This is a genomic window from Collimonas rhizosphaerae, from assembly GCF_038896935.1.
GTDB lineage: Bacteria > Pseudomonadota > Gammaproteobacteria > Burkholderiales > Burkholderiaceae_D > Collimonas > Collimonas rhizosphaerae.
In genome coordinates this window covers 1-18,666 of the sequence record NZ_JBANDC010000005.1, presented here as the reverse complement: position 1 = coordinate 18,666, position 18,666 = coordinate 1, and the positions used below count along the sequence as shown (strand labels likewise).

General features: G+C 62.3%; 15 protein-coding genes. 9 read left to right on the top strand and 6 right to left on the bottom strand.

Annotated elements, in window-relative coordinates; all coding sequences use genetic code 11:
• Positions 1–114 precede the first annotated feature (114 nt).
• From gcl to pyk, 5 genes are all read left to right on the top strand, one after another.
• The gene (gcl, locus tag V8G57_RS08230; protein ID WP_342828955.1) at positions 115–1,890 is read left to right on the top strand and encodes a glyoxylate carboligase; all 1,776 of its coding nucleotides are present in this window, start codon (positions 115–117) and stop codon (positions 1,888–1,890) included.
• Positions 1,891–1,909: 19 nt separating this feature from the next.
• Complete coding sequence (gene hyi, locus V8G57_RS08225; protein ID WP_092401460.1) at positions 1,910–2,698, top strand: hydroxypyruvate isomerase; 789 nt, start codon at positions 1,910–1,912, stop codon at positions 2,696–2,698.
• A gap of 48 nt (positions 2,699–2,746) precedes the next feature.
• Positions 2,747–3,634, top strand: coding sequence for a 2-hydroxy-3-oxopropionate reductase (locus V8G57_RS08220; protein ID WP_342828954.1), 888 nt, complete (start codon positions 2,747–2,749; stop codon positions 3,632–3,634).
• A 155-nt stretch (positions 3,635–3,789) separates the two neighbouring features.
• The gene (locus V8G57_RS08215) at positions 3,790–5,076 is read left to right on the top strand and encodes a glycerate kinase type-2 family protein (protein ID WP_092401454.1); all 1,287 of its coding nucleotides are present in this window, start codon (positions 3,790–3,792) and stop codon (positions 5,074–5,076) included.
• A 111-nt stretch (positions 5,077–5,187) separates the two neighbouring features.
• Positions 5,188–6,609 carry a pyruvate kinase gene (pyk, locus tag V8G57_RS08210; protein ID WP_342828953.1) on the top strand — a complete coding sequence of 474 codons (1,422 nt, stop codon included), beginning with the start codon at positions 5,188–5,190 and terminating at the stop codon, positions 6,607–6,609.
• Positions 6,610–6,706: 97 nt separating this feature from the next.
• Here pyk and V8G57_RS08205 read toward each other — a convergent pair whose 3' ends face one another.
• Positions 6,707–7,300, bottom strand: coding sequence for a TetR/AcrR family transcriptional regulator (locus tag V8G57_RS08205; protein WP_254785221.1), 594 nt, complete (start codon positions 7,298–7,300; stop codon positions 6,707–6,709).
• Positions 7,301–7,712: 412 nt separating this feature from the next.
• Between V8G57_RS08205 and V8G57_RS08200 the strand changes: the two genes are divergently transcribed.
• From V8G57_RS08200 to V8G57_RS08190, 3 genes are all read left to right on the top strand, one after another.
• Positions 7,713–8,645: an esterase/lipase family protein gene (locus V8G57_RS08200; RefSeq protein WP_092401448.1), complete on the top strand. Its 933-nt coding sequence runs from the start codon at positions 7,713–7,715 to the stop codon at positions 8,643–8,645.
• Positions 8,646–8,647: 2 nt separating this feature from the next.
• Positions 8,648–9,562: a lipase secretion chaperone gene (locus tag V8G57_RS08195; RefSeq protein ID WP_342828952.1), complete on the top strand. Its 915-nt coding sequence runs from the start codon at positions 8,648–8,650 to the stop codon at positions 9,560–9,562.
• A 101-nt stretch (positions 9,563–9,663) separates the two neighbouring features.
• A complete protein-coding gene (locus V8G57_RS08190; RefSeq protein WP_342828950.1) occupies positions 9,664–11,010 on the top strand; it encodes a 3-oxoacyl-ACP reductase in 1,347 nt (448 codons plus the stop codon).
• Positions 11,011–11,084: 74 nt separating this feature from the next.
• Here the strand turns inward: V8G57_RS08190 and V8G57_RS08185 are convergent, their stop codons facing one another.
• The 4 genes from V8G57_RS08185 to V8G57_RS08170 all read right to left on the bottom strand — a co-directional run bounded on the left by V8G57_RS08185 (position 11,085) and on the right by V8G57_RS08170 (position 16,885).
• The gene (locus V8G57_RS08185; RefSeq protein ID WP_342828949.1) at positions 11,085–12,446 is read right to left on the bottom strand and encodes an 8-oxoguanine deaminase; all 1,362 of its coding nucleotides are present in this window, start codon (positions 12,444–12,446) and stop codon (positions 11,085–11,087) included.
• A 34-nt stretch (positions 12,447–12,480) separates the two neighbouring features.
• Entirely contained in the window at positions 12,481–14,241 is a 1,761-nt protein-coding gene (locus tag V8G57_RS08180) for an allantoate amidohydrolase (protein ID WP_342828948.1), read from the bottom strand.
• Between the two features lie 101 nt (positions 14,242–14,342).
• Positions 14,343–15,737 carry a nucleobase:cation symporter-2 family protein gene (locus V8G57_RS08175; RefSeq protein ID WP_342828947.1) on the bottom strand — a complete coding sequence of 465 codons (1,395 nt, stop codon included), beginning with the start codon at positions 15,735–15,737 and terminating at the stop codon, positions 14,343–14,345.
• Positions 15,738–15,946: 209 nt separating this feature from the next.
• Complete coding sequence (locus V8G57_RS08170) at positions 15,947–16,885, bottom strand: LysR substrate-binding domain-containing protein (RefSeq protein ID WP_342828946.1); 939 nt, start codon at positions 16,883–16,885, stop codon at positions 15,947–15,949.
• Between the two features lie 313 nt (positions 16,886–17,198).
• Here V8G57_RS08170 and V8G57_RS08165 point away from each other — a divergent pair, with 313 nt between their 5' ends.
• The gene (locus V8G57_RS08165) at positions 17,199–18,470 is read left to right on the top strand and encodes a urate hydroxylase PuuD (RefSeq protein WP_342828945.1); all 1,272 of its coding nucleotides are present in this window, start codon (positions 17,199–17,201) and stop codon (positions 18,468–18,470) included.
• A 14-nt stretch (positions 18,471–18,484) separates the two neighbouring features.
• Here V8G57_RS08165 and V8G57_RS08160 read toward each other — a convergent pair.
• Positions 18,485–18,666: hypothetical protein (locus V8G57_RS08160; RefSeq protein WP_342828944.1), on the bottom strand; the 182-nt coding region annotated here is incomplete at its 5' end.

Sequence of the window (18,666 nt, the reverse complement as noted above, 5' to 3'; positions counted from 1 at the left end):
TCCATCCCGCGATCCGCAGCGCTTGGCGCGGAGAGCGAAGCAGGGCAAGGACGCGCCGCAGGCAGTGGCAATGACTCATTGGCAATAATTCACATATAGCAATCCGGAGGCAACATGGCAAAGATGAAGGCAGTGGACGCAGTAATGCACGTATTGGCGAAAGAGGGCTGTTCGCAAGCCTTTGGCGTGCCAGGCGCGGCGATCAACCCGTTCTACTCGGCGATGAAACGGCATGGCGGCATCCAGCACACGCTGGCGCGCCACGTTGAAGGCGCCTCCCACATGGCAGAGGGCTACACCCGCGCCAATCCAGGCAATATCGGCATCTGCATCGGCACCTCCGGCCCGGCCGGCACCGACATGATCACCGGCCTGTATTCGGCCCAGGCCGATTCGATCCCGATCTTGTGCATTACCGGCCAGGCGCCGCGTGCTCGCCTGTACAAGGAAGATTTCCAGGCGGTCGATATCGAATCGATCGCCAAGCCGGTCACCAAATGGGCGGTCACCGTGCGCGAACCGGCCTTGCTGCCGCGCGTCTTCCAGCAGGCTTTCCACATCATGCGTTCCGGCCGTTCAGGCCCGGTCCTGATCGACATGCCGTTCGACGTGCAAATGGCGGAAATCGAATTCGATCCGGACACCTACGAACCGTTGTCGGTGTACAAGCCGAAGGCGTCGCGGGCGCAGATCGAAAAAGCCTTGACCATGCTGAATGAAGCCGAGCGGCCGTTGCTGACTATCGGCGGCGGCGTGATCAATGCCGATGCGGCGGACCTCGCGGTCGAATTCGCTGAACTGACCGGCGTGCCTGTGATCCCGACCTTGATGGCCTGGGGCGCGATTCCCGACGACCATCCGCAAATGGCGGGCATGGTCGGTTTGCAGACCAGCCACCGCTACGGCAACGCCACCATGCTGGCTTCCGACTTCGTGCTCGGCATCGGCAACCGCTGGGCCAACCGCCATACCGGTTCGATCGAAGTCTTCACCAAGGGCCGCAAGTTCGTCCACGTCGACATCGAACCGACCCAGATCGGCCGCGTGTTCGGTCCGGACTACGGCATCGTCTCGGATGCGAAGGCCGCGCTGACCCTGTTCGTGGAAGTTGCGAAGGAATTGAAAGCAGCGGGCAAGCTGCCTGACCGTTCCGCCTGGCTGGGCGAGTGCCAGGAGCGCAAGCGCACCATGCAGCGCCGCACCCATTTCGACAACGTGCCGGTCAAGCCGCAGCGCGTGTACGAAGAAATGAACCGCGCTTTCGGCCGCGATACCTGCTACGTCAGCACCATCGGCTTGTCGCAGATCGCCGCCGCGCAGTTCCTGCATGTGTATCACGCCCGCCACTGGATCAACTGCGGCCAGGCCGGCCCGCTGGGCTGGACCATCCCGGCGGCGCTGGGTGTCTGCGTGGCGGATCCGAAGCGTGAGGTGGTGGCGATTTCAGGCGACTACGATTTCCAGTTCATGATCGAAGAGCTGGCGGTCGGCGCCCAGTTCAACCTGCCTTACCTGCACGTGGTGGTGAATAATTCCTACCTCGGCCTGATCCGCCAGGCGCAGCGCGGTTTCGAGATGGACTATTGCGTGCAGCTGGCGTTTGAAAATATCAATGCGCCGGAACTCAACGGTTATGGCGTCGACCACATCGCAGTCGTGGAAGGCTTGGGCTGCAAGGCGATCCGCGTCACCGACCCGAACGCCATCCAGGATGCGTTTGCGCAGGCCAAGCGCTGGATGAAGGAATTCCGCGTGCCGGTCGTGGTGGAAATCATCCTGGAACGCGTCACCAACGTTTCGATGGGCACCGAGATCGACAACATCAACGAGTTCGAGGAACTGGCGACGCACCGCAGCCACGCGCCGACTTCCGTGTCCTTGCTGGATTGATTTTTTCAGGAGAAACGACATGACAAAACTAGCCGCCAACCTGACCATGCTGTTCACCGAGCTGCCCTTCATGGAGCGCTTCGATGCGGCAGCCAAGGCTGGGTTCAAGGGTGTGGAATTCCTGTTCCCGTATGCATTCCGGGCCGAACAGATCGCCGACAAGCTGGCCACCAACGGCCTTGAGCTGGTGCTGCACAACCTGCCCGCGGGTAACTGGGAAGCCGGCGAGCGCGGTATCGCCTGCCACCCGGACCGGGTCAGCGAATTCCAGCAAGGCGTCGACGACGCGATCCGCTATGCCAAGGTGCTTGGCAAGTTGAGTGCCAAGCAGTTGAACTGCCTGGTCGGCATCGTGCCGGCCGGCGTCAGCCCCGAACTGGCGCGCGCCACCGTGGTCAGCAATTTGAAATTCGCTGCTGACAAATTGCAGGCTGCAGGCATCCGCTTGCTGATCGAACCGATCAACAGCTTCGACATCCCGGGTTTCTTCCTGACCGGCACCAGGCAGGCGCTGGAGCTGATCAAGGCAACCGGATCCGGCAACCTGTTCGTGCAGTACGACATCTATCACATGCAGCGCATGGAAGGCGAACTGGCCGGCACCATCAAGGCTAACCTGGCGCAGATCAAGCATGTGCAGCTGGCGGACAATCCGGGCCGGTTCGAACCGGGCACCGGCGAAATCAATTATCACTATCTGTTCAAGTTCCTCGACGAGATCGGCTACGACGGCTGGATCGGCTGCGAATACAAGCCGAAGGCAGGAACCGTCGAAGGCTTGGGCTGGCGCGCTGCGCACGGTCTCTAAGCACGGCCTCTGACAGCAGCAGGCATTTTTAAATTACGGAGAGATATCATGGCAAAAATCGGCTTTATCGGACTCGGCATCATGGGCGCGCCAATGGCGGAAAACCTGCAGCGCGGCGGCCACAAACTGTACCTGCACGACCAGAAGAATCCGCCGGCAGCGCTGATCGACGGCGGCGCCACGGTCTGCACTTCGGGTGCTGAAGTCGCCAAGCGCGCCGACGTCGTCATCATCATGGTGCCGGACACACCGCATGTGGAAGCCGTGCTGTTCGCGGAAAAGGGCGTGGCCGAAGGCCTGACCGCCGGCAAGACCGTGATCGACATGAGCTCGATTTCGCCGATCGCCACCAAGGGGTTCGCCAAGAAGATCAACGCGCTCGGCTGCGAATACCTGGACGCGCCGGTATCCGGCGGTGAAGTCGGCGCCAAGGCAGCATCGCTGACCATCATGGTCGGCGGTTCCGAAGGCGCCTTCAATGACGCCAAGCCTCTGTTCGAACTGATGGGCAAGAACATCACCCTGGTCGGCGGCAACGGCGACGGCCAGACTACCAAGGTTGCCAACCAGATCATCGTCGCGCTGAACATCCAGGCGGTGGCGGAAGCCTTGCTGTTCGCTTCCAAGGCAGGCGCCGACCCGGCGCGCGTACGGCAGGCGCTGATGGGCGGGTTCGCTGCATCGCGCATCCTGGAAGTGCATGGCGAGCGCATGGTCAAGCGGACGTTCAATCCAGGCTTCCGCATCGAACTGCACCAGAAGGACCTGAACCTGGCCCTGCAAGGCGCCAAGGCGCTGGGCGTGTCGCTGCCGAACACCGCAGTGGCGCAAGAGCTGATGAATTCCTGCGCAGCCAACGGCTTGAGCGGCCTCGACCACTCGGCGCTGTGCCGCGCGATCGAAATCATGTCCAACCATGAAATCGCCAAGGCATAAGATATCTGCCCGAGGCATGGCATCTTGAGCAACACGGCGGGCCGGGGTGCGCCGCACTTCGGCCCGCAATATCTGTTATCGTTTTAAAAAGCCGCACCTAGAACAAATACAAGAATTTCCAGAGACACTCGCTTCATAGATCAAGGTACAACAGCATGACTACCGCGGACAGCATCAAACCTCGCCAACTTCTCCTCGACATGTACCAGGCCGCGGTCGACGCCGTCAGCGCCGCCAGATGCCTGCCGGAATACCTGGCCAGGATTCCGGCGCCAAGCGGCAACGGCCGCACCCTGGTGATCGGCGCCGGCAAAGGCGCGGCGGCGATGGCCAAGGCGGTGGAAGACCATTGGCAGGGCGAAATCTCCGGCCTGGTGGTGACGCGGTACGCCCACGGCGCCGACTGCAAGCGGATCGAAGTGGTGGAAGCGTCGCATCCGGTGCCGGACGAAGCCGGCCGCAAGGCGGCAGCGCGCATGCTGGAGCTGGTGCAGGGCCTGACCGCCGACGACCTGGTGCTGTGCCTGATCTCCGGCGGCGGCTCGGCCTTGCTGGCGTTGCCGGCGGCGGGCATTTCGCTGGAACAGAAACAGGCGATCAACAAGGCCCTGCTGCGGAGCGGCGCCAATATTTTTGAAATGAACTGCGTGCGCAAGCACCTGTCGGCCATCAAGGGCGGCCGGCTGGCGCTGGCTTGCGCTCCGGCGCGGGTAGTGACGCTGATGATTTCCGATATCCCTGGCGACGATCCCGGCATCATCGCCAGCGGTCCGACCCTGGCCGATCCGACCACCTGCGCCGACGCCCTGGCGGTGCTGCGCAAATACAATATCGAAACACCCGAAGCGATCCTCAGGCACCTCGAATCCGGCGCCGGCGAAACCGCCAAGCCCGGCGATCCGCGCCTGGAGCGCAACCAGCACTATGTGATCGCTACCGCGCAAGACGCCCTGGAAGCCGCGGCGGCTACCGTTGTCGCGGCCGGCCTGACGCCGTATATCCTGTCCGATGAAATGGAAGGCGAAGCGCGCGACATCGGCCTGGCGCACGCGGCATTGGCGCGCCAGATCGCACGGCGCGGGCAGCCGTTCAGCAAGCCGTGCGTGGTCATCTCCGGCGGTGAAACCACAGTGACCGTGCGCGGCAAGGGCCGCGGCGGCCGCAATGCTGAATTCCTGCTGAGCCTGGCGACGGCGCTGGACGGGTTCCCCGATATCCACGCGATCGCCTGCGACACCGACGGCATCGACGGCTCCGAAGACAACGCCGGCGCCATCTACCAGCCGGATTCCATGCGCAAGGCGGCGGAACTGGGACTGCGTCCGCGCGCCATGCTCGACAACAACGACGGCTACGGCTTTTTCAGCGCGCTGGGCGACCTGGTCGTCAGCGGCCCGACGCGCACCAACGTCAATGATTTCCGCGCCATCCTGATCCTCTGATTGCGCCGGACCTGACTTCTCCAATCATGAAAAAACTGCGTCAGCCACGGTTCCCGGCCGGCGCAGGCATTCCTGCCATTCAACCGGTCGATCTTCTACAGAAAGTTCATCATGCGCCGCCAACGTAAAGCAAAAATCGTCGCCACGCTCGGTCCCGCCAGCGCGGACCAGAACACCATCCAGGCTTTGTTCGAGGCCGGCGCCGACGTCTTCCGCTTCAACTTCAGCCACGGCAGCCACGCCGATCACCAGGAGCGTTACGACATCGTGCGCGCCGTCGAGAAAACCGTCGGCCGCCCGATCGCCATCCTGGCTGACCTGCAAGGACCGAAGCTGCGCATCGGCACCTTTGCCGACGGCAAGATAGCGCTGCAGGCCGGCCAGGAATTCACGCTTGACCGCGACACCGCGCCCGGCAGCAGCCAGCGCGTCTGCCTGCCGCATCCCGAGCTGTTCGAGGTGATCGCCGGCGGCCAGTCCTTGCTGCTGGACGACGGCAAGGTGCGGCTGCAGGTTTTGCAATGCGACGGCCAGTCCATCCGCACCCTGGTGATCAACAGCGGCACCTTGTCGGACCGCAAGGGCGTCAATGTGCCGGATGCGGTTTTGCCGATTCCGGCGCTGACTGAAAAAGACAAGCGCGACCTGAAATTCGCATTGGAACTGGGCGTCGACTGGATTGCACTGTCTTTCGTGCAGCGGCCGGAAGACGTGCTGGAAGCGCGCGCCCTGATCGGCGACCGTGCCAGCATCTTGTCGAAACTGGAAAAACCGGCGGCGCTGGACCAGCTGGACGCGATTGTCCAAGTGTCCGACGCCATCATGGTGGCGCGCGGCGACCTCGGCGTGGAGCTGCCGCCGGAACGTGTGCCTGGCGTGCAGAAACGCATCTTGCGCGTCTGCCGCCAGCACGGCAAGCCGATCGTGATTGCCACCCAGATGCTGGAATCGATGATCACTTCGCCGGTGCCGACCCGGGCTGAAACCTCCGATGTCGCCAGCGCCATCTACGACGGCGCCGATGCCGTGATGCTGTCGGCCGAATCGGCCAGCGGCACTTATCCGCTGCCGGCGGTGGCGATGATGGACCGCATCATCACCGAAGTCGAGCGCGACCCGCTGTACCAGAACATGCTGGACGCGCAGCACGAATCGCCATTGCCGACCCGCGGCGACGCCATCTGCGCGGCCTTGCGCGATGTTACCCGCATCATCGGCGCCAAAGCCACCGTGACTTATACCAATTCGGGGCACACCAGCTTGCGCGCGGCGCGCGAGCGGCCGATGGCGCCGATCCTGAGCATCACGCCCAAGCTGTCGACCGCGCGCCGGCTGGCGCTGGTGTGGGGCGTGCATTCGACCATCAGCGACCAGGTGCACAACGAGAGCGAAATGGTCACCGCGGCCTGCCAGACCGCAGTCAAGGAAGGTTTCGCCAAGGCCGGCGACCAGATCGCCATCACCGCCGGCATGCCGTTCGGCGAGTCGGGCAGCACCAACCTGCTGCGCCTGGCGGAGATCTGGCCGCAGTAAAGCTGACTGCTTGTGAAATGAAAAAGCCATGCCGAAGCATGGCTTTTTTTATTTATGGGGCGGGATTGCGTGAAATGGCAACGGAGCAGGCCGCCAGTTATTTCTGGCGCGGAGCCAGCAACAGTTCCTTGGTGAAGTTCAGCTGTTTTTTCCGGGCCTTGTCGTCGTTCAGGTCCCACAGCAGCGATTGCGCCAGCTGGAAGCTGTACAGGGTAAACGCTCGGTTGTTGGCCTCGGTCTTGCCGAAGCCCATGTCCAGGAATCCCTGGGTATAGTAGGTCAGCCGCTGCTGGTCGACCTCGCGCACCGCCTGCCGTGCCATGTCGTCGCGCCGTGACCAGGCACGGATGGCGAATTCGATCATGGCTGCGCGGCGTGCCGTGAGGCCGTGGAAGGGCAGGGCCAGCACTTCGTCCAGGACTTCCTCCGCAGAAAATACGCGGCCCTCGAATGTGCGCAGCACCTGCGTCGTGGTTCTTTCGTGCCACCTCTTCAGCAGCTTGGACAGCAAGTCGTTCCTGTCCTTGAAGTGGTAGTAGAAACTTCCCACTGTGATTCCCAGCTCCCGCGCCAGCGATTCAACCCGCACGGCGTCGATGCTTTTGCTGATCAGCAGGTCGGTAGCCGCATCGATCCAGTCATCCGGGGACAGGATTTTTTTTGTTTTCGCGCGGCGCGGCGATTCAGGCATTGTTTCCTCGGACGACACTCCAGTTTCTCCCCTGATACTGCACGTTTTACAAGCCGGGCGCCCGCGCATGGCGGTCGACGGCCGTTCATTATAGTTCATGCTTCCCACGAATAATCGCCGGCCGGACGGCAAACTGCGGCCGTCCCGCATCTGCCTGGCAGGCGCAGCACAATAAAAATAGGCAACCCTATGTTTAAATAGGGTTGCCTATGTTAGAGTGCTTCAGGCACGCAACGGCCTACGATGCCGGATTGATATTTTCAGCAGGAAAATGGGACGCCGCCGCAGAGCGGCGCTTCGTTGAAGTGGCAGGAAACCGAGGATGCTGGCAACAGAAAGGAGAAATCCATCAGGTAATCCAGAACGTGGTTTCACTCGTAACGATTTCATAAAATTTTCGGAGATGCATAAAATGAAAAAGCAATTCTTGCAATGGCTTGGCGCCGCCCTGGTCGCCATGGCCGTCCTGCCGGCGCCGTCCTGGGCTGCTACCGGCTACACCCAGACCAAATATCCGATCATCCTGGTGCACGGCTTGTTCGGTTTCGACAAGATCGGCCCGGTCGAATATTTTTACGGGATTCCCGAAGCGCTGAGCGCTGACGGCGCCCAGGTCTATGTGGCGGAAGTATCGGCTGCCAACAGCACGGAAGTGCGCGGCGAACAGCTGCTGACGTATGTCAAGCAGGTGCTGGCGGCTACCGGCGCCGCCAAGGTCAACCTGATCGGACACAGCCATGGCGGACCAACCATCCGCTACGTCGCTTCGGTGGCGCCGCAGCTGGTGGCTTCAGTGTCCAGCGTGGCCGGCCCGAACAAAGGGGCGGCAGTGGCTGACATCGTCCGCGGCGTGGTAGCTCCGGGTTCTTTCAGCCAGGCGGTGCTGGGCTCGGTGGTCAACGGCTTCACCACGCTGATCGACGTGCTGTCGGGCGGCGGCAATCCGCAGAACTCGGTAGCGGCGCTGGATTCGCTCACCACGGCAGGCATGGCCAAATTCAACCTGGCCCATCCTGAAGGCGTGCCTGCCACCGCTTGCGGCGAAGGCGATTACCAGGTCGGCGGCGTATATTATTTTTCATGGAGCGGCGGCCAGCCTTTGACCAATGTGCTCGATCCGAGCGATGGCAGCATGGGCCTGCTTTCGCTGGCATATGGCGGCGCCAAGAGCGATGGCCTGGTGAGCAGCTGCGGCAGCCATCTGGGCCGCGTGATCCGCGACAACTACGGCATGAACCACCTGGACGAAGTGAACCAGGTGCTGGGGTTGGTGAATATCTTCGAAACCAATCCGAAGACGGTCTACCGCCAGCAGGCTAACCGCCTGAAAGGCCTGGGACTGTAAACATGCAAATCCGATATCCATTTGCCTGGATCGGGGCGGCGGCTTTGGCTGCCGCCATTGCCGTCCCGCTGCTGATGACGCATGAGGAACCTCCCGCGCCGACAGCCGCCGCGCAAGCCGACCTGTTCCCATTCGTGAAATCGCTGCAAGGAACCCGCCCCGACGGCGACATCAAGGTTGCCGCCGGCGACGTGCTGGTGGCCGACGCGCAGCTGGTGGACTTGTTCGACTATTACCTCAGCGCGGTCGGCGAAAAACCGCTGGACGCCATCCGCAAAGAGATCGAACAGGAGCTCGAGCGGCGCCTGGCGCCGAACGCCGCCAGCGAAGCCAAGCGCCTGCTGGGCAACTACATCGCATACAAGACCGCGCTGGTAGCGCTGGACAAGGATCCGCAGCTGGGCGGCAACGGCCTGGCCGCAATCCGGCGCCGCATGGAAAAGATGCAGGAAATGCGCACCCGGTTTTTCAGCCCGGCGGAAAACAAGGGCATGTTCGGCGCCGGCGATGCCGCGGACATGGATACGCTGGCAAGGATGGAAATCGGCCAGGACAAATCGCTGAGCGAGGCCCAGAAGCAGGAAAAGCTGGCCGCACTGGACGCGACCATGCCAGCGTTGTTGCGGGAAGCGCGGGCAGCGCCCCTGAAAATCGTCAAGCTGGAGGATAACGCGGCCAAGATGCGGCAGCAGGGCGCCAGCGAAGACGACATCTATCGTATGCGGGCCGCAGCCTTGTCGCCGGAAGCCGCGGCGCGCATGGCGGAAGTCGACCAGGGCGAAGCGGCCTGGAAAAGCCGGATTGCCGCTTACCTGGCGGAACGTAGTAAGCTCGCCAGTGCCGATGCTGTCGCCGAATTGAGAAACAGGATGTTTGACGCCATTGAACAGAAACGCCTGCCAGCCTATGAGAAATAAGACGCCATGAAGGACCGGCCTCGGCGCCGACCGGATCTCGTTCGCGCGGCAGGCGGGCAAGGCGTTACCGCAATATTGGGAAAGTAGAGAAAGCAGTATCCATGTCCGACTTGTTAATCAAATTGTCCGGCAGCCGTTTCGGCGCCGGCGTCGTCAAGCTGCTGGGAATGCCGGCGCCGGTCGAACTGGCGCGCAGCGCGGGGCCTTATGCAGAACAGCCGCTGGCCGGAAAAAATATCCTGCTGGGCCGCTCGCAGAACGGCTATGCCATAGACCGCCTGTGGCAGATCGCGCGCGATGCCGGCGCCTTGCCGCTGGAAACCACCGGCGTCAAGCCCGACATCCTGGTCATGGATGCGACCGGCTGCGCCAGCCCGTCCGACTATCGCGCGCTCTACGATTTCTTCCATCCGCAGATGCGTGCGATAGCGCGCAACGCCAGGGTGCTGATCGTTGCTGCGTTGCCTGCTGAAAGCCGCGATCCTGTGGCCGCGGCGGCAGCGCGCGGCATCGAAGGATTCAGCCGCTCGCTGGCCAAGGAACTGGGGCCGCGCGGCGCCACGGTCAACCTTGCCTATGTCGCCAAAGATGCCGTCGACCGTCTGGCGGGCGCCGTGCATTTTTTCTGCGGCGTGCAAACCACGTATGTGACCGGACAAGCAGTGCACGTCACCTCGCAGGTGGCTGCGCCGGCATCGCTGGTGCAGCACGGCGTGCTCAAAGCTAAGGTGGCGCTGGTGACAGGGAGCGCGCGCGGCATCGGCCGGGCTACCGCGCAGCGGCTGGCGCAGGAAGCGGTGCAAGTGATTTGCGTCGATGTTCCGGCGGCAAGCGACGCCTTGCACCGGACCTGCCGGGAGATCGGCGCGATACCGCTGTTGCTGGACATAACCGGCCCCGGGGCGCCGCGGCAACTGGCCGATTTCATCAAAGAGCGGTTTGGCCGCCTGAACATCCTGGTGCATAACGCCGGCATCACGCGCGACAAGACACTCGCCAACATGCAGGAACAATCCTGGGACCAGGTCGTGGACATCAATTTATCCGCCGTGATGGCGATCGACCAGGTACTGCTGGCGGAAAATATCCTGCGCGACGAGGCCCGGCTGGTCTACCTGTCGTCCATCAGCGGCGTATCGGGCAATTTCGGCCAGACCAACTATGCGCTGACGAAAGCGGCCCTGATCGGCTACGTCGCGGCGCAGGCGCCGCTGCTTGCCGCCCGCGGTATCTGCATCAACGCCGTTGCTCCCGGTTTTATCGAAACCGCGATGACGCAGAAGATGCCATTCATGGCGCGCGAAATCGGCCGCCGCCTGAACTCCGTGAAGCAGGGCGGCCAGCCGCGCGATGTGGCGGAGCTGGTGACTTTTCTGTGCACCCCGGGCGCCTGCGGCATCAGCGGTGAAACCATCCGCGTCTGCGGCCAGGGCCTGGTCGGCGCCTGACCAGCTGCCCCGATAAAAAAATGGCCGCCTGCATTTCGCCGGCGGCCATTTTTTTGTGTTCCCGGAAATGCGTATCAGCGCGCAGCTTCGGCCAGTGACAACGCCAGCTTGTTGTGGCGCTCGAGCACATTGCCGAGGTCGACCGTGGTGAACTGGCCGTTGCGCACCACTACCCGGCCGTTGATGATGCTGTAAGCGACATCCGCCGGCGTGCAGAATACCAGCGCCGCCACCGGATCGTGCCAGCCGCCGGCGAACCCGACCTTGTTCAGGTCGAACAGCGCCAGGTCGGCCGACATGCCCGGCTTCAAGGCGCCGATATCGTCGCGGTTGAGCACCTTGGCGCCGCCCAGCGTCGCCAGTTCCAGCGCCTGGCGCGCGGTCATGGCGTCCGGGCCGAAACCGACCCGCTGCAGCAGCATCGCCTGCCGCACTTCACCCAGCATGTGGGCGCCGTCGTTGGAAGCCGAACCGTCGACGCCGATGCCGACCGCCACGCCGGCGTCGACCATCTTGCGGATCGGCGCGATGCCGGAAGCCAGCCGCATGTTGGAGCAGGGGCAGTGGGCGATGCCGGTGCCGGTGCGGGCGAACATGTAGATGCCGTCGTCGTCGAGCTGGACGCAGTGGGCGTGCCAGACGTCATGGCCGACCCAGCCGCAGTCTTCCGCGTATTCGGCCGGCGTCATGTTGAATTTCTCGCGGCTGTAGGCAATGTCGTTGACGTTCTCCGCCAGGTGGGTGTGCAGCGAGACGCCATGATGGCGCGCCATCGCAGCCGATTCGCGCATCAGGTCGCGCGATACCGAGAACGGCGAGCAGGGCGCCACCACGATGCGCTGCATCGCGTGGCGGCTGCTGTCGTGGTAAGTCTCGATCAGGCGCTGCGTATCCTGCAGGATGGCTTTTTCGTCCTCTACCACGCGGTCCGGCGGCAAGCCGCCTTTCGACTGGCCTACGCTCATCGAGCCGCGCGCCGCATGGAAGCGCATGCCGATCTGCTGCGCCGCTTCGATGCTGTGGTCGAGCTTGCAGCCGTTGGGGTAGATGTACAGGTGATCGCTGCTGGTGGTACAACCGGACATGATCAGCTCCGCCATCGCGGTCAGGGTCGAGATCTGGATCATCTCCGGCGTCAGGTTGGCCCAGATCGGATACAGGTTGGTCAGCCAGTTGAACAGCTCGCCGTTTTGCGCTGCCGGAATCACGCGTGTCAGGCTCTGGTACATGTGGTGATGGGTATTCACCAGGCCCGGGATGACGACGTGGTTGCCGGCATCGATGACTTCGTCGGCGCTTGGCGGCAGGTCGGCGCTGTTGCCTACCTGTTCAATCACATTGTCGCGGATGAAGACTGCGCCACCGGCAATTTCACGGCGCGTGTCATCCATGGTAACGACGACACGCGCATTTTTTATCAATAAAGTTGTAGACATTGCGTTTGATCCAATGAGATCCAAAGACGCTGGTTCAAGGCTTTGGTGTAAAGCGGCGTAGGAAATCCAGCAAGATTTGCGCCGATACTTCGGCATCGTCCGCAGTCATTGTTTCCAATGGATTGTGGCTGATGCCGCCGTTGCCGCAACGCGTAAACAGCATGGCGACGTCGGTGATTTTTGCGATGGTCATGGCGTCATGGCCGGCGCCGGAAGCGAGCTTGAACGGCTGTACCCCGGCCCGTCCGGCTGCGGCTGACAGCTGCTCCATCAGCCATGGGGCGCAAGGCGCGGCCGGCGCCGACACCATCTTTTCGACATTGGCTTCGATGCAGCGCCGCTCGCACACCGTCTCGATATGGCGCAGCACATCTTCTACCGCCGCGTCGCGGACAGCGTCGTCGGCGGCGCGGATATCCAGCGAGAACACGCAGGCGCCGGGAATCACGTTGGTGGAGCCGTTAGGCACCTGCAGCTGGCCGACGGTGCCCACCAGCGATGCCTGCTGGTCCTGGGCGCAGCGCTGTTCCACATACAGCAGGATTTCAGCGGCGGCGGCGGCGGCGTCCTTGCGCATCGACATCGGCGTGGTGCCGGAGTGGCTGGCGACGCCTTTCAGCTGCACCATGTAGCGGCAGCTGCCGGCGATCGACGTAACGATGCCGACCGGCAGGCCGCGCTGCAGCAGCACCGGGCCTTGTTCGATGTGCACTTCGACGTAACCCAGCAAGTCGGCCGGATTGCGCGCGATGGCGGGGATCGCCGCCGGATCGTGCCCGGCTTGCAGCAAGGCGTCGCGCATGCTGACGCCATCGCGGTCGAGCGCGTTCAGCAGTTCCAGGTTGAACTGACCGATGATGGCGTTGCTGCCGAGGAAAGTGCTCTTGAAGCGCACGCCTTCTTCTTCCGAGAAAGCGACGACCTCGAAATGGAAGGGCAGTTTTTCACCGCGCTCATGCAAGTGCTTGACGATGGCGATCGGCAGCAGGATGCCTTCGCGGCCATCGTATTTGCCGCCGTTGCGCACGGTGTCGTAGTGCGAACCGGTCATCAATGTCTTGGCGGCGGGATTGTCCGACAGGTAGCGGCCGACCACGTTGCCGACCGCATCGGTCTCGGCCTGCATGCCGGCTTCGCGCATCCAGCCGGCAATCTGCGCGGCGGTGCGGCGGTGGGCGTCGGTCATGTAGGCGCAGGTAAGGCCGCTTTCGTCGTCGCTCCAGGCGCCGATCTGCTCGGCCCATTGCATGATGCTCTGGCCGAGTTGCGGAACGTAGCCGAGCAGGTCGTTGGTGCGCATTTCGGCGATGCGGCCGATCTGGCGCAGCGCCTCTGCCAGTTCATCGTCGAACTGGTTTTTCAGGCGCCGGCTGAAGGTGGCGATGATCGCCTGGCGCGACAGGCCTTGGCCGTCCGCGCCCTTGACCGCGAGGATGAAAGGAAAACCGAATTTCTTGTTGTAGTCGGCGTTGAGCTTTTGCAGCGTAGCGAATTCTTCCGGGCTGCAATTGTTGAGGCCGGCCTTGGCTTGCTCGCCGGTCGATTCGGCGGTCAGTTCGCCGGATATGGCTGCCTTGCCGGCCAGCTCCGGGTGGGCGCGGATCAGGCCCAGCTGTTCTTCCCTGGCGGCCGAGCTGACGACTGCCTGCATCGCCAGTTTCAAGGCGGTGATGTTGGCGAACGGCCGTTGCGCCGCAGCGCGTTCGGGGATCCACGGCGAGTGTTCGTAGATGCCGTGCAGCGTCGCTGTGAATGCTGTTACGTCGCTGTTGTTCAGTTGTTCTAGAGTTGTCATTTGTATCGTCGGCGGGTCCGGCCCGCTTCTTCCTAGGTTAAATCACTGCCATGTCAATTACGGGTTGGACCCACATTACTTCAATTTACTGCAAAAACAATTTAGTGATCGGAGCTTTGCGCCGCCGCCAGCGCATGCGAGCGGCTGTCTTCGCTGGAACCCTTGCCGTTGAAAAACAGGTTCAGCAAGACCGCCATGCTGGACGCCAGCAAGATGCCGCTGTGCAGGATGGTCGACAGGAACATCGGCATCTTGTCGAAAAAGGTCGGCGCCACGATAGGGATCATGCCGGCGCCGAAGCTGACGGCGACGATGAACAGGTTATTGCGGTTGTGCTGGAAATCGACTTTCGACAGGATCTTGATGCCGGTCGCCGCCACCATGCCGAACATGACGATGCCGGCGCCGCCCAGCACGAACTGCGGGATCGAGGCTGCCACGTGCGCCATTTTCGGGAACAGGCCGAACAGCATCAGGATCACGCCGGCCGCGGCGCAGACATAGCGGCTGCGCACGCCGGTGACGCCGACCAGGCCGACATTCTGCGAGAACGAGGTATAGGGGAAAGTATTGAATATGCCGCCGATCACACTGCCCAGGCCGTCGACGCGCAAACCGCGGGCCAGGGTCTTGTCGTCGATTTTCTTGCCGACGATTTCACCCAGGGCGATGAACATCCCGGTCGATTCGATCATGGTCACGATCATGACCAGGCACATGCTGAGGATCGAACCGATGTCGAATTTCGGCCAACCGTAATGGAAGGGCCGGATGAAGGCGAACCATTCGGCGTCGCCGAGGCCGTAGAAACTGATCTTGCCCATCGACATGGCGATGACGAAACCGATGACCATGCCGCTCAGCACCGAGATGTTGGCGATAAATCCCTTGACGTACTTGGTGATCAGCAGGATCGAGATCAGCACGACCAGGGCGATGCCGAGGCTGGTCGGAGAACCGTAGTCGGGATTGGGGATCCTGGTGAAGACGCCATCGACCAGGGTGCCGATCACCGGCTGGCCGCCGGCTGCCCAGTTGATGCCGACGCCCATCAGTGAAATGCCGATGACGCTGATCACGGTGCCGGTCACCACCGGCGGGAAGAAGCGCATCAGGCGGCTCATGTAAGGGGCGGCAAACACGCAGAATATGCCGGAGGCGATCACCGCGCCGTAGATATGGACGATCGTCAGCTGCGGGTTGCCGGCCATCGCCACCATCGGACCGACGGCGGCGAAAGTGACGCCCATCATGACCGGCATCTTGATGCCGAATTTCCAGAAGCCCAGGCTCTGGATCAGGGTCACCAGGCCGCAGCAGAACAGGTCGGCGCTGATCAGGAAAGCGATGTCGCTTTTGGCCAGGTTGAGGGCGCCGCCTATGATCAGCGGCACCGCTATCGCGCCGGCGTACATCACCAGCACGTGCTGCATGCCGAGCGCAGCGAGTTTGCCTACGGGGAGTATTTCATCTACCGGATCTGTGCTGCTGTTCATCGTGTGTCTCCTGGGTGCAGTTATTTTAGTGCTTGCGGCGACACCGATCCGGCCTTTTTACTTCCTGCCCGGCCGGACCAGTGCGCAACAGCCTCACAAGTCTCCTGCCGCATGGACAGGGCTTGTGCTGTCCGATACTACTTTGCCCAGCCCTCCACGATATATATACTGACTGATAGTTGATTTATGTATTTGGATATATGACGAAGTTACCTGGCCAACATTGACTTGGCGGCAATCCCGATCTGTTCGCGCAGCCATTTATGTTCGGTCGCCTGGTGCACGCGTTCATGCCATAGTTGGTAAAAACGCATGGGCGGGAACTTGATCGGCAAGGTGAAGCTTTTCAGCGCCAGGGTCTTTTCGTAGAACAGCGCGAACTGGCGGCCGGTGGTCAGCACCAGGTCGGTTTGCGCCACCATGTAGGGCAGCATGCCGAAGTAGGCCGATTCGACCACCACGTTGCGGTTCAGGTTCTGGCTGTCGAGGAAGGAGTCGATGATGCCGTGGTAGCCGGGCAGCACCTGCCATGGCGCCACGTGCGGCAGCGACAGGTAGTCTTCCACCGTCATCCCGTCCGCCGCGGTGCGCTTGGCGTAGGCGCTGTCGGTGCGCATCAGGCAGACGATGGGGTCGTCGAACAGCTTGGACAGGTGCAGGTGCGGCGGCGGCTCGTCCCAGTTGGCGATGACCAGGTCGAGGTCGCCGTCGGACAGCAGGCGGACGTAGTCGGTTTCCGGTCCCAGGGCGTGGATCACGATGCGGCTCTTGGGCGACTCGCGGCGCAGGCGCGCCACCACTTCCAGGAAGAACGGCGTATTCATGTAATCCGGCGCGGCGATATGGAAGGTGCGTGCTTCAGCCTGGGGCACGAAAGCGGTCTTTTGCACGAACAGCCGCTCGGTTTCTTCCAGGATGCGCTTGGCCGGCTTCAGCAGGCTTTCGCCATGCTGGGTCGGCACCATGCCGCGTGCGCCGCGCACCAGCAAGGGATCGCCGGTCAGTTCGCGCAGCTTGCGCAGCGAAGCCGAGATCGACGGCTGCGGCTGGTTGAGCTTGAGGGCGACGCGCGAGACGTTCTTTTCGCACAGCAGCAGGTACAGGATGCGTATCAGGTGGATGTCCAGGTGGTCTGGCAGCTTGGCCATGTTGTCTCCGTTTTTATAGGTATGGTGCGAGTCATTTTGTTATATGGATATGCGTATGTCAAATATATCTGATAATCAATGTTTTGATGGCCCAATACGTTTATCTTGCGTGAATCTGGCACGCTTTTGTCATGAGAGCGCAGGCAGGGGAAAAATGAAGGCTGGGCAGGCAGGTATCTTGCTTATCCGATCATGTTGGTCGTAGCGGAGCTGAGATGGTTTTTTATAAAAGTTCGCGGCCGTGTTGGAGGCAATCACCTCTATCGTTTGCAGAGCCCGCGGTGGCAGACGAGTAATAATCGTTGGGGAAGACATGGATGCATTGTTAGTTTCGTACGGAGTCGAATGGCTCAACCTGCTGGTCCGCTGGCTGCACCTGATCACGGGCATCGCCTGGATCGGCGCGTCGTTCTATTTCGTCTGGCTGGACAATTCGATCCGGCCGCCGAAAGCCGGCTCCGACCTGGCCAAGAAGGGCGTGTCGGGAGAATTGTGGGCAGTCCACGGCGGCGGTTTCTACAACCCGCAAAAATACCTGGTGGCGCCGGCTGAACTGCCGGAAGACCTGCACTGGTTCAAATGGGAAGCTTACGCCACCTGGCTGTCGGGCTTCGCCATGCTGTTCATCGTCTATTACTTCAACGCCTCGGCCATGATGATCAACAAGGACGTGGCCGACCTCAGCACCTGGCAGGCGATCGGCGTCGGCCTCGGCACGCTGGTGGTCGGCTGGACCGTGTACGACCTGCTGTGCCGTTCGCCGCTGGGCAAGCGCGACGGCTTGCTCGGCATCGTCATGTACCTGTTCATCGTTGCCGCCGCCTATGTGCTATCGCACCTGCTGAGCGGCCGTGCCGCGTACATCCATGTCGGCGCCATGATCGGCACCATGATGGTGGGCAACGTGCTGATGGTGATCATCCCGGGCCAGCGCAAGCTGGTGGAAGCGATGCGTGTCGGCAAATCGCCGGACCCTATCTACGGCAAGAAAGCCAAGCAGCGCAGCGTGCATAACAACTACTTCACGCTGCCGGTGCTGTTCATCATGATCAGCAACCACTACGGCATGACATACAGCCATCCATACAACTGGCTGATCCTGGCGGCGATCATTGCCGCCGGCGCCCTGATCCGCCACTTCTTCAACCTGCGCCATGCCGGCCGCGTTTCGTTCGGTTATCCGATCGCAGGGGTTGCCTTGCTGCTGGCGGTGGCGGTGGCGATTGCGCCACGCCCGGTGCAGCCTGTAGCGGCTGTGGTCAAGGCAGGTGCCGCCGCAACCGGCGCCGCGGCAGTTCCCGCAGCGGCAACAGCGTCGGCGGCACCGGCCGCCGACATGGCGCATATCCAGGAAATCATCGGCCAGCGCTGCGCCACCTGCCACTCGGCGCAGCCGACCCAGCCGGGTTTCGCCACCGCGCCGGCCGGCGTGATGCTGCAGACGGCGGACCAGATCCGGCAGCACGCCGACAAGGTCTACCAGCAAGCCGTGCAGCTGAAGGCGATGCCGCTGGCTAACCTGACCCACATCACCGACGAAGAGCGGGCCCTGATCGGCACCTGGTATACCTCCGGCGCCAAGTAAGCCGGGCGCGCGCTTCATGCCACCCTGAAAGCCGGAAGCCGGTTGAGCAGTTTTACCACGCTCGATCGGCTTCCGCGCTCGACCTCATTTAAGAAATATTTGGAGTTTCCATGTCCCAAACCATCACCATCGACGGCTTCAACCTGACCGCCCAGCAAGTGGTCGACGTCGCCCGCGCGCCGCAGCTGCCGGTCGC